Here is a 13,580-nt window from a genome sequence, read left to right on the forward strand (position 1 = left end):
GTGCTGCGGCGGAAACGGCCGGCGCGCCGCAGACCCGAAAGAGACTTCCATGACGACGACCACCCGTTCCTGGGGCGCCGACGCCGCCCGCATCGCCGTTTTCGCCGCGCTGATCATCGCACTCGGACTGGTGATCGTCCCGCTGCCCGGGGGCGTCCCCATCACCGGGCAGACCTTCGGAGTGATGCTCGCAGGCCTGGTCCTGGGGCCGCGCATCGCGCCTCTCTCGATTCTCACGGTGCTGGCTCTCGCCGCGGTCGGTCTTCCCGTGCTCGCCGGAGGGCGCGGGGGACTGGGCGTGTTCTTCGGGCCCAGTGCCGGCTATCTGATCGGCTGGATCTTCGGCGTGATCGTGATCGGGCTGATCGCCGGCTCCCGGCGCCTGAGCTGGTGGCGCGCCGGATCCGCCGTGCTCCTCGGCGGCATCGGCACGGTCTACCTGTTCGGGATCCCGGTACAGGCCCTCGTGACGGGGGTGCCGCTCGGAGCGACCGCGCTGTCGAGCCTCGTGTTCCTGCCGGGCGATCTGATCAAGGCCGTCGTCGCGACCGTGCTCGGCGTGGCGCTGCAGCGCGCGTATCCGCGCGCGTTCGCACGGACGTCTCTTCGTGTCGCCTGACGTCGAACTGCGCTCGGTCACGCTGCGCGTCGAGGAGCGCACGATCCTCGACGACGTCTCGCTGCGCCTGACCGCTCGCCGGACCGCGGTGATCGGAGCGAACGGCTCCGGGAAGTCGAGTCTTGCCCGGCTGCTGAACGGCCTGTACGTCGCGACCACCGGGACCGTGCGGGTGGCGGGCATGGATCCGTCCCGGGACCCGCGGGCGGTGCGGCGTCACGTCGGCTTCGTCTTCGCCGACCCGGAGGCGCAGATCCTGATGCCCACGCCCGCCGAGGACCTCGCCCTCTCGCTCCGCGGGCTGACGCCGCGGGAGCGCGACGAGCGCGTCGAGGCGGCGCTCGCGCTGTGCGGACTCGATGCGCTCCGCGACGCGCCCGTATCCGAACTGTCCGGCGGGCAGAAGCAGCTCCTCGCGCTGACCTCGGTGCTCATCGCGCGTCCGGCGCTCGTGATCGCCGACGAGCCGACCACGCGTCTCGACCTGCGCAACGGCCGTCGGATCGGCGACGCCCTGCTCGAGGAGCTCGACGTCCCCCTCATCCTGGTCACGCATGACCTCGACCTCGCGCGGCGCTGCGACGAGGCCGTGCTGGTCGAACGCGGCCGCGTGCACGCGCAGGGTGCGCCGGACGACGTGATCGCGGACTACCTGCAACTGTGCGCGTGAGGGACTCCCCATGATCTCGCTCTATCGCCCCGGAACGGGGTTCCTGCACGGCGCCCCGGCCGGGCTCAAGCTCGCGCTGCTCGCGGTGGTCGCGCTCGGACTGTCGCTGCTCCCGGTGGCGCCGGGCATGATCGTGCCCGTGCTCCTCGCGGTCGTCGCGGTCAGTGCGCTCTACCCGGCGGCGGGTCTCGGCGTGCGCGCGCTGGGCTCGGCCTGGTGGCGTCTGCGCTGGCTGATCCTCATCCTGGGGGTGGCGCTGATCGTCTTCTCCGGAATCCCGGCGGCGATCGTGAGCTGCGGGCGTCTGGTGGCGCTCCTGCTGCTGGCTGAGCTGTTCACGCGCACCACGTCGATGAGCGCCCTGATGACGCTGATCACCCGGATCCTCCGCCCGCTCCGGCGTCTCGGCGTGGACGCCCAGGCCGTCGCGCTCGTGCTCTCGCTCGCCCTGACGATGGTTCCGGTGGTCGGGGGGTTCGTCCGGTCCGTGCGCGAGGCTCAGGATGCTCGCGGTGTGCGGCTGGGGCTGCGCACCGCGCTGCCGATCCTCGTGCGCACCATGCGCCATGCGGACGAGGTGGGGGAGGCGCTGGCCGCACGGGGCCTCGCGTCCTGACCTCCGGGCAGGGCGTGCGCCGGTCAGAGCCCTCACGGCTGCGCCAGCTACACTGGGAGGCTGGCCATCCGGCCGCTCACCCCCTTCTGAAGAACGGACGTCCGCTGTGCTCGCCGTGCACGACCTCGAGATCCGCGTGGGCGCGCGTCTCCTCATGGAGAACGTGTCGTTCCGCGTCGCCGACGGCGACAAGATCGGTCTGGTCGGGCGCAACGGCGCCGGCAAGACCACGTTGACGAAGGTGCTCGCGGGCGACCTCATCCCGTCCGACGGCAAGGTCGAGCGCAGCGGCGAGCTGGGCTACCTCCCGCAGGATCCCCGCTCCGGCGACCCCGAGATGCTCGCACGCACCCGCATCCTGGACGCCCGCGGACTCGGATCCCTCACCCTCCGGATCCGCGAGGCCTCTGAGGCCATGGGATCCGACGACCCGGCGGTCGCGGAGAAGGCCATGCGCCAGTTCGGCAACCTCACCGAGCGGTTCGAAGCCCTGGGCGGCTACGCGGCCGAGGCGGAGGCGGCCTCGATCGCGCACAACCTCTCGCTGCCGGACCGGATCCTCGACCAGCCGCTGAAGACGCTGTCCGGCGGTCAGCGCCGCCGCATCGAGCTCGCCCGGATCCTGTTCTCGGACGCGGAGACGATGATCCTCGACGAGCCGACCAACCACCTCGACGCGGACAGCGTCGTGTGGCTGCGCGAGTTCCTCAAGGGGTACAAGGGCGGGCTGATCGTCATCAGCCACGACGTGGAGCTCGTCGGCGAGACCGTGAACCGCGTGTTCTACCTGGACGCCAACCGCCAGATCATCGACATCTACAACATGAACTGGAAGAACTACCTGCGCCAGCGGGTGGCGGACGAGGAGCGCCGCAAGAAGGAGCGCGCGAACGCCGAGAAGAAGGCCACCTCCCTGCAGCAGCAGGCCGCGCGCTTCGGCGCCAAGGCCAGCAAGGCCGCTGCCGCGCACCAGATGGTCGCTCGGGCGGAGAAGCTGCTCTCGGGGCTGGAGGAGGTGCGGCAGGTCGACCGCGTCGCCAAGCTGCGGTTCCCGAAGCCCGCGCCCTGCGGCAAGACCCCGCTCATGGCGTCGGGGCTGTCCAAGTCCTACGGCTCCCTCGAGATCTTCACCGACGTCGATCTGGCCATCGACCGCGGCTCCAAGGTGGTCGTGCTGGGGCTCAACGGAGCGGGCAAGACCACGCTGCTGCGGATCCTCGCCGGCGTCGATCAGCCCGACACCGGCCAGCTCGAGCCGGGCCACGGTCTCAAAGTGGGGTACTACGCCCAGGAGCACGAGAACCTCGACGTGTCGCGATCGGTGCTGGAGAACATGATGTCCTCCGCCCCGGATCTCAACGAGACCGAGGCGCGCAAGGTGCTCGGATCGTTCCTGTTCACGGGCGAGGACGTGCACAAGCCCGCTGGCGTGCTGTCCGGCGGGGAGAAGACCCGTCTGTCGCTCGCGACGCTCGTCGTCTCGGCCGCGAACATGCTGCTGCTCGACGAGCCCACGAACAACCTCGACCCGGCGTCGCGCGAGGAGATCCTCGGCGCGCTCGCGCACTACGAGGGCGCGGTCGTGCTCGTCTCGCACGATCCCGGCGCGGTGGCGTCGCTCAACCCGGAGCGCGTGCTCATCCTTCCGGACGGCGTCGAGGACATCTGGAGCAAGGAGTATCAGGAGCTCATCGAACTCGCCTGATCCTCGGCCCCGTCCTTCCGGCGTCCGTGCCCGGCCGTAGCATTCGCGTTGTGGAACTGCGCGCGATCTGCTGGGACTGGAACGGCACGCTGCTCGACGACGCCGATGTGTGCCGACGGGTGATGAACCGGGTGCTCGCGCAGTACGGACTTGCTCCCCTCGAGGATCTCGCCGCGTACCGCGCTCTCTTCCGCTTTCCGATCCGGGACTTCTACGCGTCGACCGGGCTGGGGGACGACGTCTTCCGGGCCGCGGCGACGCAGTATCTGGAGTGGCTCGATGAGAGCATCGACGAGGCGGGTCTGCAGCCGGACGTCGAGCGCACCCTGACTCGGATGTCGGATCGTGGCGTTCTTCAGGTGCTCGCCTCTGCGACCCTGCCCGGCCCGCTCGAGAGGCAGCTGCATCCTCATGGCGTCGCCCGGCACTTCGCCCGGATCCTGTCGATCGCCGACCCGTACCAGGCCTCGAAACGGGAGGTGATCGCGGACTGGCTGCGGGAATCCGGCTTCGCGGCCGAGGAGGTTCTCATGGTCGGGGACACGAATCACGATCGCGAGATCGCCGCGGCGCTCGGAACCCGGTTCCTGCATTTCGACCGCGGGCATCAGGCCGCACCTGCTGGGGTGCCCACGATCCAGGCACTCGACGAACTCGTCGCGTGGCTCTGAGCACGCCGGGCTCTGAGCATCGCGGGGCTCTGAACGCCGCGGGGCTCAGCGCGACTCGACGGCGTCGAGGAGAGCGTCCTCATCGTCCATGTCGCGATCGCGGCGGCGCCGCGGCTGCCGCGGGGCCCGGCCCGCGGCTTCGTCGCGGTGCTTCACGACCTCGGTGCGGATCACGTAGCCGATGAAGATGAAGCCCATGATCGCGAACAGGATCCACTGGATCGCGTAGGAGAGGAACGGTCCCGGATCGTCCGACGGCGCGTCGAACGCGTGCGGTCGGGAGGAAGGGGCGGGCGACTCGCTCACCAGCTCGCCGTACGCTCCGGTGTCGACCGCGGATCCGCCGTCGATCTTGTCGGCGACCAGAGGCAGGTTGATGCTGGGCACCTGCCCGGACGGAGCTCCGCGACCCGATGGCGGCAGCGGCTCGTTGGGCCGCAGACGCGCGACGACCGTGGTCTCGCCCGCGGGCGGCGCGGGAATGGAGGTCGGCACGTCGGATCCCTCGCCCGCCACGACCCAGCCGCGGTTCACGATGAACACTCGGCCGCCGTCGGTGCGGAAGGGCACGAGCACCTCGAAGGCGCTGGTGCCGCCGTGCGGGCGATTGCGCACGAGCAGGCTGTCGTCGGGCTCGTACCTGCCGTGCAGGGTGACGGGGTGCCACTGCGCCGACTGCGGCAGCGTCGCGCCGGCCGGCAGCAGATCGTCCAGAGCGACCGGCTTCGCGTCGTAGTTGCGCTGCACGAGCTCGAGCTGCGTCTGTCGTCCGTCGTTGCGGGAGAACTGCCAGTTCGAGAGATAGGCGCAGACGACCGCGAACACGATCGCGACGGCGAGATAGGCGCTCCAGCGGAGCAGGCGCTGCCTCATCATTCGAGTTCGCCCTCTCCGACCGCCGCGTCGATCCGTGCGGGGAAGTCACGCGCGCGCAGATAGTCGTAGAGGAACCGCAGATGCTCGCCGCACGCGAGCCAGACCTTCTCGCGCTCCGGCCCGTGGATGCGCGGGTTGCGCCAGACGATGCGGTGCGTGGCGGCGGCGCGGCATCCCGCCCGGGAGCATTTCAGCTCCGGAGTCGGCGCGTTCATGAGCGCGGCTCGGCGGAGCGTGCGGGCGTCTCGGCGACCGTGATCACCTGCGGGCCGCGCGGACTCTCGTCCTGTTGTGCCGTGGGCGCCTCGAGCTCGATGAGCGGCGATTCCACGTCGGTGGGGACCGAGTCGTCGCCCGCATTGGCGAACACGACGGCGACGTAAGGCAGGACGGCCGCGGCGATCGCGAACACCCACGTCCACCAGCCCATCGGCTGCACCGTGAAGACAAGGATGAAGCAGACGGTGCGGATCCCCATGGTGATCGCGTAATGGCGCACGCGTTCACGCGCCTCGTCGCGCGGAGCGCGCGGCAGGGAGGTCACGGCGGCGTCTGGAGTCCTTCTCACGATGACTCCAGCCTACGCCGCCGCGACCCCCGGGGTCGTCGCGGAGGGCGACTCAGTAGCCGCTGTTGCCCTGGGAGATGCCGTACCCGATGAGCAGCAGGAATCCGATGCCGATGATCAGGTTGATGACCGCTCCGACGTAGCCGAGAACGAGGCCGGTGATCGCGATCCCCTTCCCGCCCAGTCCCGGATCCCGCTTGATCCTGCCGAGGGCGAGGTGGCCCGTGATGATCGCCGTCACCGCGGCCAGGAACGGGAGCACGATGTACGCGAGCCAGAACAGCGCCACGCCCGCGATTCCGCAGATCAGCGCGGTGACTGCGAGGCCGTTCGACTTCGCCGGGACCGGATAGGGCGGGGAGTACGGCTGCGCGTAGCCCGGCGCCGGGTAGCCGGGCGTCGAGGGCGCGGCCCCGGGATAGCCCGGTGCGGCTGAAGGACCGGCCGGGTAAGCGGGCTGCTGCGGTGCCGCGGCCGGATAGGTCGGCGGGGTCTGCTGCGGCGCGGGCTGCTGAGGCGCTGCACCGGGGTAGGCCGGTGCCGGCGGGACGGGCGACGGCGGTGTCGGCGCGCCGGTGGGGTAGGCCGGCTGCTGCGGCGGCACCGGGGCGCCCGGGTATGCGGGGGGCTGCTGCCCCTGGGGCGGAATCCCGCCGTTGTCGTTGCTCATGCGCTTCCTCCTGGTTCATCACAAAGATTTCCGTGCTGTCAGGGCCATGTCAATTCCTGGGCGAAGGTCCGCTCGCTAGGCTTGCGTGCCGTACACCTCGATTCTTGGGAGCCCTGCATGAGCACTGATCGCGTCGTCCTGGTCACCGGCGGAAACCGCGGCATCGGCCGCGCCATCGCCGAGCGCTTCGTGCGCGAAGGCTACCGGGTCGCCGTCACCGCCCGCAGCGGCGAGGGCCCCGAGGGCACGCTGACCGTCCGGGCCGATGTCACCGACGGGGCCGCGGTGGACGCGGCATTCACCGAGGTCGAGCAGAAGCTCGGACCGATCGAGATCGTGGTCGCGAACGCGGGCATCACCAAGGACACGCTGCTGCTGCGGATGTCCGAGGACGACTTCGACAGCGTGGTCTCCACCAATCTCGGCGGGTCGTTCCGAGTGGTCAAGCGCGCCTCCAAGGGGATGCTCAAGGCGCGCTTCGGCCGGGTGATCCTCATCTCCAGCGTCGTCGGCCTGTACGGGTCGGCGGGGCAGATCAACTACGCGGCGTCCAAGAGCGCCCTCGTGGGCTTCGCCCGCTCGCTCACCCGTGAGCTGGGTGCCCGCGGCATCACCGCGAACGTTGTCGCTCCGGGGTTCATCGAGACCGATATGACGGCGGAGCTCCCCGAGGACACCCAGAAGCAGTACAAGGCGAGCATCCCGGCCGGACGTTTCGCCTCCGCCGACGAGGTCGCGGGCGTCGTCACCTGGCTCGCGTCCGATGACGCCGCCTACATCTCCGGTGCGGTGATCCCCGTCGACGGCGGCCTCGGCATGGGGCACTGATCCCGCGATCTCGTCGGGCCGCCTCAGCGCACCGACGAGATCAGCAGCTCTGCGAGGCGCCCGGGTGCGGAGAACTGCGGCCAGTGGCCGGATCCGATCCGCACGACCTCCGCATCGCGGACGCTGCGGTACTCCTCGCCGTAGGAGTCCCACTGCGCGAGGAACGACTCCAGCTGCTCCTGCTCCAGGGAGCCCATCAGCAGCGTGACGGGCACGTCGAACCGGCGCTCGTCGGTGAGGGGGAGGGGATCGGTCGGCACGTGCTTCGGCACGCTTCTGGCCTCGCGCCCGACCGACGCCCTGGTCGCCTCGTCGAGGTCCGCCACGTCCTCGGCGTCGAAGAAGTCCCAGCCCGGGAAGGGGATCACGCCGTCCACGACCGGGAACTCGCTGATCCCGCTGCCGGGCGGTGGCGGGACCGTATCGACGAACACGGCCCGGCGCACGCGATCCGGGCGGGCGTCGACGGCGCCCCAGATGACGTTGCCGCCGCCCGAATGACCCACCAGCACCACCTCGTGCGCCGCCTCGTCGATCGCGGTCACCACGGTGTCGATCCAGTCGGTCAGGCGGACGTCTCCGGATCCGGAAGCGGGCTCGCCGACCCCGGGCAGGGTGAGCGGGCGGGGGTTGTGGCCGGCCGCGCGCAGGGGTTCGATCACGGGCGCCCATGAGGCGGCGTCGAGCCACAGGCCGGGAACGAGGATGATGTCCATGCCCCGACGCTACGGGGCGTCTCCGACATCGCGCCAGCGTCGCCCTGAGTTCTTGTGGGGTCAGGGAAGCAGCGGAACGACCTCGGCGAGATCGACGCGTTCGATCACGAGGGAGGCGGCGGCACGCACCGCGGGCTTGGCGTTGAAGGCGAGTCCGAGGCCGGCGGCCGCCATCATCTGCAGATCGTTCGCTCCGTCGCCGATCGCGATCGTCGCGTGCGGGGCGACGCCGAGCTGCGCGGCCCACTCCTGGAGGGTCGCCGCCTTCGCCGCCGCGTCGATGATCTCGCCGTCGACCCGGCCGGTCAGCGCGCCGTCCTGCACCGCCAGGCGGTTGGCGCGCCACCGGTCGACGCCGAGCGCCGGAGCCACGTGGTCGAGGATCTCGTGGAACCCGCCGGAGACCACACCGACGGCGCCGCCCCGCGCGTGCACCTCGTCGATCAGCGTCCGCACGCCGGGCGTCGGCTCGATGCGGTCGCGCACCCGCGCGAAGGCCTCGATGGGGACGCCTGCGAGGGCCGCGACGCGGGATCGCAGACTCGTCGCGAAATCGACCTCCCCGCGCATGGCGGCCTCGGTCGCCGCCTGCACCTCCGCGCGCCGTCCTGCCTCGTCGGCGAGCAGTTCGATCACCTCGTCGCGGATGAGCGTGGAATCGGCATCGAGGACGACGAGGAAGCGCGCAGAGGTCACCCGACGAGCGTAACCGTCACGACGATGCCGTCCCGGCTCTGTGTCGCGTGCGGGCGCCGCGGTCAGCGCTCGATCCGCACGCCCTTTCCGACCACCGTGAGGCCGGTCTCGGTGATGGTGAATCCGCGGTCGAGATCTCGCTCGCGATCGACGCCGACGGTCGCCCCGTCCAGCAGCACGACGTTCTTGTCCAGGATCGCGCGGTGCACGCGTGCCCCCTGCCCGACGCGCACACCGTCGAACAGCACGGAATCGGTGATCGTCGAGCCCCCGGCCGCGAGCGTCCACGGACCCACCACGCTGCGTTCGAGATGCGTGCCGGAGAGCACCGATCCGAGCGAGACGATCGAGTCGATCGCGTTGCCGATCCGGCCGACGGAGTCCCGCACGAACTTCGCGGGCGGCGAGTTCACCGCCTGCGAGTGGATCGGCCACTCCATGTTGTAGAGGTTGAAGATCGGCAGCGTCGAGATCAGGTCCATGTGTGCGTCGAAGAAGGACTCGATCGTGCCGACGTCGCGCCAGTACGAGCGATCGCGCGGCGAGGACCCGGGGACCTCGTTCTGCTTCATGTCGTAGAAGCCGGCCTCGCCCCGGTTCACGAAGTAGGGCACGATGTCGCCGCCCATGTCGTGATTCGACCCCGCGAGCTCGCCGTCGGCCTCGACGGCTTCGATGAGCGCGTCGGCGTCGAAGACGTAGTTGCCCATCGATGCGAGCACCTCGTGCGGGGAGTCCGGCAGACCTGTGGGGTCGGACGGCTTCTCCAGGAACTGGCTGATGCGTCCCGAGTCGCCGTCCGCGATGTCGATGACCCCGAACTGCGACGCGAGGGCGAGCGGCTGGCGGATGCCCGCGACCGTGGCGCGCGCTCCGGACGCGATGTGCGCGTCGATCATCTGACGGAAGTCCATCCGGTAGACGTGGTCGGCGCCGATGACGACCACGATGTCCGGTTTCTCGTCGAGGATCAGGTTCATGCTCTGCAGGATCGCGTCGGCGGAGCCGGAGAACCAGCGCTTTCCGAGGCGCTGCTGCGCGGGGACCGAGGTGACGTAGGAATCGAGCAGCGCAGACATCCGCCAGGTCTGCGAGATGTGCCGGTCGAGACTGTGGGACTTGTACTGCGTGAGCACCACGATCTGTCTCAGGCCTGAGTTGATCAGGTTCGAGATCGCGAAATCGATCAATCGGTACTGCCCGCCGAACGGCACCGCGGGCTTCGCCCGGTCCGCCGTCAGAGGCATCAACCGCTTGCCCTCGCCGCCGGCGAGGATGATCCCGAAAACCTTCTTTGGTGCCGACATGCGTCCACCATAGAGCCCCGCCGACGCGATGTACTACCTTCAGGACATGCGCGTCGACATCATCACCAAGGAGTACCCGCCGGAGATCTACGGAGGGGCCGGCGTGCACGTCGCGGAACTCGTGAAAGCCCTGCGTTCCGGCCTCGATGTGCAGGTGCGCGCGTTCGGCGCCGACCGGGATGAACAGGGCGTGACGGCTTATCGGACACCTGTCGAACTCGCCACGGCGAACCCGGCGCTGCAGACCCTGGGCACGGATCTCGACATGGTGCCGGACATCGCCGGGGCCGATGTGGTGCACAGCCACACCTGGTACGCGAACTTCGCCGGGCACATCGCCGCGCAGCTGCACGGCATCCCGCACGTGCTGACGGCGCACAGCCTCGAGCCCCTGCGGCCGTGGAAGGCGGAGCAGCTCGGCGGCGGCTACGCCGTGTCGAGCGGGATCGAGCGGCTCGCCTACGAGAACGCCGCGGCGATCATCGCGGTCAGCGGGGGGATGCGCAACGACATCCTGCGCGCCTATCCGCAGGTCGACCCGGCGAAGGTGCGCGTGATCTACAACGGCATCGACGTCGACGCCTGGCATCCCGTCGACGACCCGGCGGTGCTCGCGAAGCACGGGATCGATCCGGCGCGCCCGTCGGTGGTCTTCGTCGGTCGGATCACGCGGCAGAAGGGCCTGCCGTACTTCCTCCGTGCGGCCGAGAAGCTCCCCGCCGACGTGCAGCTCGTGCTCTGCGCCGGCGCGCCGGACACCCCGGAGATCATGGACGAGGTGCGCGGCCTGGTCGCGGAGCTCACGGCGTCGCGCACGGGCGTGGTGTGGATCGAGGAGTTCCTCCCGCGCCACGAGCTCTCGGCGATCCTGACGGCGGCGACCACGTTCGTCTGCCCGTCGGTCTACGAGCCGCTCGGGATCGTGAACCTCGAGGCGATGGCGTGCGGTGCCGCCGTCGTCGGCACGGCGACCGGCGGGATCCCGGAGGTCGTGGTCGATGGGGTGACCGGTCGTCTGGTGCCGATCGAGCAGGTCCAGGACGGCACGGGGACCCCCGTCGACCCCGAGCGCTTCGTCGCGGATCTGGCGGCGGTGCTCACCGAGGTCGTCTCCGATCCGGCGCGTGCGAAGGCCTACGGCGAGGCGGGTCGTGAACGTGCGGCGGCCGACTTCAGCTGGGCGGCGATCGCCGACACGACCAGGGCGCTCTACGAGGAGCTCTCGGCCTGACCGATAGGCTGAGGGCATGTCTGCCGTCCTCGAATTCTCGGATGTCGTGGTGCGCCGCGACGGCCGCAACATCGTCGATCATCTGTCCTGGACCGTCGAGGACGATCAGCGCTGGGTCGTGCTCGGACCGAACGGCGCCGGCAAGACGACGCTGCTGCAGCTCGCCGACACTCTGATGCACCCCACCCAGGGCCGCGTCGACGTGCTGGGGGAGACCCTCGGTCGTGCCGATGTGTTCGAGATCCGTCCGCGCATCGGTTTCGCCTCCTCGGCGATGGCGCGCCGGATCCCCGCCGACGAGACCGTGCTGAACACGGTCATGACGGCCGCGTACTCCGTGATCGGGCGCTGGAACGAGTCGTACGAGTCGCTCGATGAGCGCCGCGCGATGCGCGTGCTGGAGCAGTGGCACCTGGAGCACCTCGCCGAGCGTCACTTCGGCACGCTCAGCGACGGCGAGCAGAAGCGCGTGCAGATCGCGCGTGCAGTGATGACGGATCCCGAGCTGCTGCTGCTCGACGAGCCCAGCGCGAGCCTCGACCTCGGCGCCCGCGAGGAGCTGCTGGGCCTGCTCAGCGGTTTCGCGCAGTCGCCGACCACGCCCGCGATGGTCATGGTCACGCATCACGTCGAGGAGATCCCCGTCGGCTTCACGCACGTGCTGCTGCTGCGCGAGGGTGCGATCGTCGCGGCGGGACCCGTCGAGCAGACTCTCACCGCCGAGGCGCTGAGCGAGGCGTTCGGGATGCCGATCGCGCTCGACCGGGCCGACGGGCGGTACGCGGCCCGCGCCGCATCCTGACCCCGCCACGGCAGCGGACCGCCGGGATCGGCGCGCGCCGTGGGCAGTGCTAGAATCGATCCTTGGTGCATTCCGCACTACAGACTTCCCTCGCCCCTGGCACAATCCAGGGCACCACGTAAGGAATCCCATGAAGACTGACATCCACCCCGAGTACCGCGCCGTCGTGTTCCGCGACCTCGGCTCCGGAGACACGTTCCTGACCCGTTCGACGGTCACGAGCGACAAGACGATCGAGCTCGACGGCGTGGAGTACCCCGTCATCGACGTCGAGATCTCCTCGGCCTCGCACCCGTTCTACACGGGCAAGCAGCGCATCATGGACTCGGCCGGCCGCGTCGAGAAGTTCAACCAGCGCTTCAAGAACTTCGGCGGTTCCAGCAAGTAATCGCTTCCTCGAAGGCCCCGCTCCGGCGGGGCCTTCGTCATATCCGGGCGACGGCCAGCGCGTCCCGGAATGTCAGAGATCGATGCGGATCCGGTCGCCGTCGATGTTCCAGGGCGGCTCTCCCGGCGCCGGCGAGGGGGCCGTGCGACGCGTCTGGCGATCTCGCTCGGATTCGGCCTCGAGCGACGACGGTGCGAACACGCTGTCGAAGGCGCCGCCGATCCCCCCGCCGCGCACGGGGTAGCGCTGCTCGAGTGGACGACGACGGATCAGCGTCCACACGGCGTAGACGACGACGTACAGCGCGGCCGTCACGGGGACGGCGACCGAGATCCAGCCGATCACGGTGTTCGGCGAGACGTCCATAGCGGCACGATACGCCGGTGTGGCCGGATCCGGATCCGCCGTCAGAGGGATCCGGCGGAGGCTCCCTGACGGGCCGCGTCCCCGTCGCGCACCGGCCAGCGTCCGTCGAGGCGCTCCGTGGGCTCGATCCGCCCGATCCGCACGAAGTAGTCGGTGAGGCTCGCCGCCTGAGCGCGTGCCCAGCCGATCTGGCGGGTGTGCAGCTCGGCGGCGCTCGGCGGCAGGGGGAAGCGCTGGGCGAGGGCCTGCGCGACGCGCCCCGCGGCGACGGCGTCGGCGGAGGCGTCGTGAGCGCCCACGAGATCGACCCGGTAATGCGCGGCGACGATCTCCAGAGTGCGCTTGCCGGGCCGGTATCGGTCGTACGCCTTGTCGATCACGAGCGGATCGATCACCGGTGACGGGTTCTCCAGGGGCGCGATGCGGTGGCGTCGCGCTTCGTGCGCGAGCAGGGAGAAGTCGAAGGCGGCGTTGTAGGCGACGACCGGAACACCCTGGTCGAGCAGCGAGCGAAGGGCGGCCACGACGCCGGCGATCACCTGCGGGGCGGGGGCGCCGTCGCGGTACGCCCGCTCGGAGGTGATGCCGTGGATCGCGGTGGCACCGGCGGGGATCGGGATCCCGGGGTCGGCGAGCCAGGTTCGCGCCGCGATCTCGGCTCCGTGGTGGTCGAGGACGCCCACGTGCGCGGTGACGATCCGGTCGCGGGTCACATCGATCCCGGTCGTCTCGAGGTCGAAGACTCCGACGCGTGTCAGCCAGGGCGGCAGCGGCGGAGGCGAGGTCATGACGCCACCGTAGGGCGGGCCGCGGACATCCCGGTGGCGGCGCGCGGCGGGTGGCTGCAGCGC

18 protein-coding genes are annotated in these 13,580 nt (G+C 70.2%); 9 read left to right on the plus strand and 9 right to left on the minus strand.

Translation table 11 applies throughout. The features are described from left to right. The first annotated feature begins 49 nt into the window (after positions 1-49). The 5 genes from NFX31_RS08170 to NFX31_RS08190 all read left to right on the plus strand — a co-directional run bounded on the left by NFX31_RS08170 (position 50) and on the right by NFX31_RS08190 (position 4,281). Positions 50-619: a biotin transporter BioY gene (locus tag NFX31_RS08170; RefSeq protein WP_262957143.1), complete on the plus strand. Its 570-nt coding sequence runs from the start codon at positions 50-52 to the stop codon at positions 617-619. After that, on the plus strand, positions 609-1,289 hold the full coding sequence (locus NFX31_RS08175) for an energy-coupling factor ABC transporter ATP-binding protein (protein WP_175491163.1): 681 nt from the start codon (positions 609-611) through the stop codon (positions 1,287-1,289). Before NFX31_RS08170 ends, NFX31_RS08175 begins: the two co-directional genes overlap by 11 nt. Positions 1,290-1,299: 10 nt before the next feature. Further along, positions 1,300-1,905, plus strand: a complete 606-nt coding sequence (locus tag NFX31_RS08180) for a CbiQ family ECF transporter T component (protein WP_045252083.1) — start codon at positions 1,300-1,302, stop codon at positions 1,903-1,905. A gap of 106 nt (positions 1,906-2,011) precedes the next feature. Beyond that, positions 2,012-3,610, plus strand: a complete 1,599-nt coding sequence (locus tag NFX31_RS08185; protein ID WP_045252082.1) for an ABC-F family ATP-binding cassette domain-containing protein — start codon at positions 2,012-2,014, stop codon at positions 3,608-3,610. 50 nt (positions 3,611-3,660) lie between these two features. After that, a complete protein-coding gene (locus NFX31_RS08190) occupies positions 3,661-4,281 on the plus strand; it encodes an HAD family hydrolase (protein ID WP_045252081.1) in 621 nt (206 codons plus the stop codon). Between the two features lie 45 nt (positions 4,282-4,326). Here the strand turns inward: NFX31_RS08190 and NFX31_RS08195 are convergent, their stop codons facing one another. Genes NFX31_RS08195 through NFX31_RS08210 form a run of 4 tightly spaced genes read right to left on the minus strand, consistent with a single transcriptional unit; the run spans position 4,327 to position 6,395 of the window. Then, positions 4,327-5,157 carry an SURF1 family cytochrome oxidase biogenesis protein gene (locus NFX31_RS08195; protein WP_045252080.1) on the minus strand — a complete coding sequence of 277 codons (831 nt, stop codon included), beginning with the start codon at positions 5,155-5,157 and terminating at the stop codon, positions 4,327-4,329. Further along, positions 5,154-5,372 carry a hypothetical protein gene (locus NFX31_RS08200; RefSeq protein ID WP_045252079.1) on the minus strand — a complete coding sequence of 73 codons (219 nt, stop codon included), beginning with the start codon at positions 5,370-5,372 and terminating at the stop codon, positions 5,154-5,156. Before NFX31_RS08200 ends, NFX31_RS08195 begins: the two co-directional genes overlap by 4 nt. Further along, the gene (locus tag NFX31_RS08205) at positions 5,369-5,725 is read right to left on the minus strand and encodes a DUF3099 domain-containing protein (RefSeq protein ID WP_262957144.1); all 357 of its coding nucleotides are present in this window, start codon (positions 5,723-5,725) and stop codon (positions 5,369-5,371) included. The genes NFX31_RS08200 and NFX31_RS08205 overlap by 4 nt, the downstream gene beginning before the upstream one ends. Before the next feature lie 52 nt (positions 5,726-5,777). Then, positions 5,778-6,395 (minus strand): DUF4190 domain-containing protein, encoded by a 618-nt coding sequence (locus tag NFX31_RS08210; RefSeq protein WP_052674477.1) that lies wholly within the window; start codon positions 6,393-6,395, stop codon positions 5,778-5,780. Between the two features lie 117 nt (positions 6,396-6,512). On the opposite strand from NFX31_RS08210, the gene NFX31_RS08215 reads away from it, so the two are divergent. Further along, positions 6,513-7,223, plus strand: coding sequence for a beta-ketoacyl-ACP reductase (locus NFX31_RS08215; protein ID WP_262957145.1), 711 nt, complete (start codon positions 6,513-6,515; stop codon positions 7,221-7,223). Between the two features lie 23 nt (positions 7,224-7,246). Here the strand turns inward: NFX31_RS08215 and NFX31_RS08220 are convergent, their stop codons facing one another. From NFX31_RS08220 to NFX31_RS08230, 3 genes are all read right to left on the minus strand, one after another. Beyond that, positions 7,247-7,939 carry an alpha/beta fold hydrolase gene (locus NFX31_RS08220; protein WP_045252077.1) on the minus strand — a complete coding sequence of 231 codons (693 nt, stop codon included), beginning with the start codon at positions 7,937-7,939 and terminating at the stop codon, positions 7,247-7,249. Positions 7,940-7,999: 60 nt separating this feature from the next. Next, positions 8,000-8,635, minus strand: a complete 636-nt coding sequence (gene serB / locus NFX31_RS08225) for a phosphoserine phosphatase SerB (RefSeq protein WP_262957146.1) — start codon at positions 8,633-8,635, stop codon at positions 8,000-8,002. Between the two features lie 62 nt (positions 8,636-8,697). Further along, entirely contained in the window at positions 8,698-9,942 is a 1,245-nt protein-coding gene (locus tag NFX31_RS08230; RefSeq protein WP_045252075.1) for a glucose-1-phosphate adenylyltransferase, read from the minus strand. A 46-nt stretch (positions 9,943-9,988) separates the two neighbouring features. On the opposite strand from NFX31_RS08230, the gene glgA reads away from it, so the two are divergent. The 3 genes from glgA (at position 9,989) to NFX31_RS08245 (ending at position 12,363) form a co-directional block, all read left to right on the plus strand. Further along, positions 9,989-11,173, plus strand: coding sequence for a glycogen synthase (gene glgA / locus NFX31_RS08235; RefSeq protein ID WP_091477434.1), 1,185 nt, complete (start codon positions 9,989-9,991; stop codon positions 11,171-11,173). 16 nt (positions 11,174-11,189) lie between these two features. Continuing rightward, positions 11,190-11,975: an ABC transporter ATP-binding protein gene (locus tag NFX31_RS08240; protein ID WP_045252074.1), complete on the plus strand. Its 786-nt coding sequence runs from the start codon at positions 11,190-11,192 to the stop codon at positions 11,973-11,975. Positions 11,976-12,105: 130 nt separating this feature from the next. After that, on the plus strand, positions 12,106-12,363 hold the full coding sequence (locus NFX31_RS08245) for a type B 50S ribosomal protein L31 (protein WP_045252073.1): 258 nt from the start codon (positions 12,106-12,108) through the stop codon (positions 12,361-12,363). Between the two features lie 72 nt (positions 12,364-12,435). Here NFX31_RS08245 and NFX31_RS08250 read toward each other — a convergent pair whose 3' ends face one another. After that, positions 12,436-12,729: a hypothetical protein gene (locus NFX31_RS08250; protein ID WP_045252072.1), complete on the minus strand. Its 294-nt coding sequence runs from the start codon at positions 12,727-12,729 to the stop codon at positions 12,436-12,438. 41 nt (positions 12,730-12,770) lie between these two features. Beyond that, positions 12,771-13,517: an exonuclease domain-containing protein gene (locus NFX31_RS08255; protein WP_262957147.1), complete on the minus strand. Its 747-nt coding sequence runs from the start codon at positions 13,515-13,517 to the stop codon at positions 12,771-12,773. Positions 13,518-13,580: the final 63 nt, after the last annotated feature.

The sequence above is a fragment of the Microbacterium azadirachtae genome (assembly GCF_025583665.1).
Lineage (GTDB): Bacteria > Actinomycetota > Actinomycetes > Actinomycetales > Microbacteriaceae > Microbacterium > Microbacterium azadirachtae.

Coding starts and splice junctions, on each gene's coding strand:
- NFX31_RS08170 (WP_262957143.1), top strand. CDS start 50: ATGACGACGACCACCCGTTCCTGGGGCGCCGACGCCGCCCGCATCGCC.
- NFX31_RS08180 (WP_045252083.1), top strand. CDS start 1,300: ATGATCTCGCTCTATCGCCCCGGAACGGGGTTCCTGCACGGCGCCCCG.
- NFX31_RS08195 (WP_045252080.1), bottom strand. CDS start 5,157: ATGATGAGGCAGCGCCTGCTCCGCTGGAGCGCCTATCTCGCCGTCGCG.
- NFX31_RS08200 (WP_045252079.1), bottom strand. CDS start 5,372: ATGAACGCGCCGACTCCGGAGCTGAAATGCTCCCGGGCGGGATGCCGC.
- NFX31_RS08210 (WP_052674477.1), bottom strand. CDS start 6,395: ATGAGCAACGACAACGGCGGGATTCCGCCCCAGGGGCAGCAGCCCCCC.
- NFX31_RS08215 (WP_262957145.1), top strand. CDS start 6,513: ATGAGCACTGATCGCGTCGTCCTGGTCACCGGCGGAAACCGCGGCATC.
- NFX31_RS08220 (WP_045252077.1), bottom strand. CDS start 7,939: ATGGACATCATCCTCGTTCCCGGCCTGTGGCTCGACGCCGCCTCATGG.
- NFX31_RS08230 (WP_045252075.1), bottom strand. CDS start 9,942: ATGTCGGCACCAAAGAAGGTTTTCGGGATCATCCTCGCCGGCGGCGAG.
- glgA (WP_091477434.1), top strand. CDS start 9,989: ATGCGCGTCGACATCATCACCAAGGAGTACCCGCCGGAGATCTACGGA.
- NFX31_RS08240 (WP_045252074.1), top strand. CDS start 11,190: ATGTCTGCCGTCCTCGAATTCTCGGATGTCGTGGTGCGCCGCGACGGC.
- NFX31_RS08245 (WP_045252073.1), top strand. CDS start 12,106: ATGAAGACTGACATCCACCCCGAGTACCGCGCCGTCGTGTTCCGCGAC.
- NFX31_RS08250 (WP_045252072.1), bottom strand. CDS start 12,729: ATGGACGTCTCGCCGAACACCGTGATCGGCTGGATCTCGGTCGCCGTC.
- NFX31_RS08255 (WP_262957147.1), bottom strand. CDS start 13,517: ATGACCTCGCCTCCGCCGCTGCCGCCCTGGCTGACACGCGTCGGAGTC.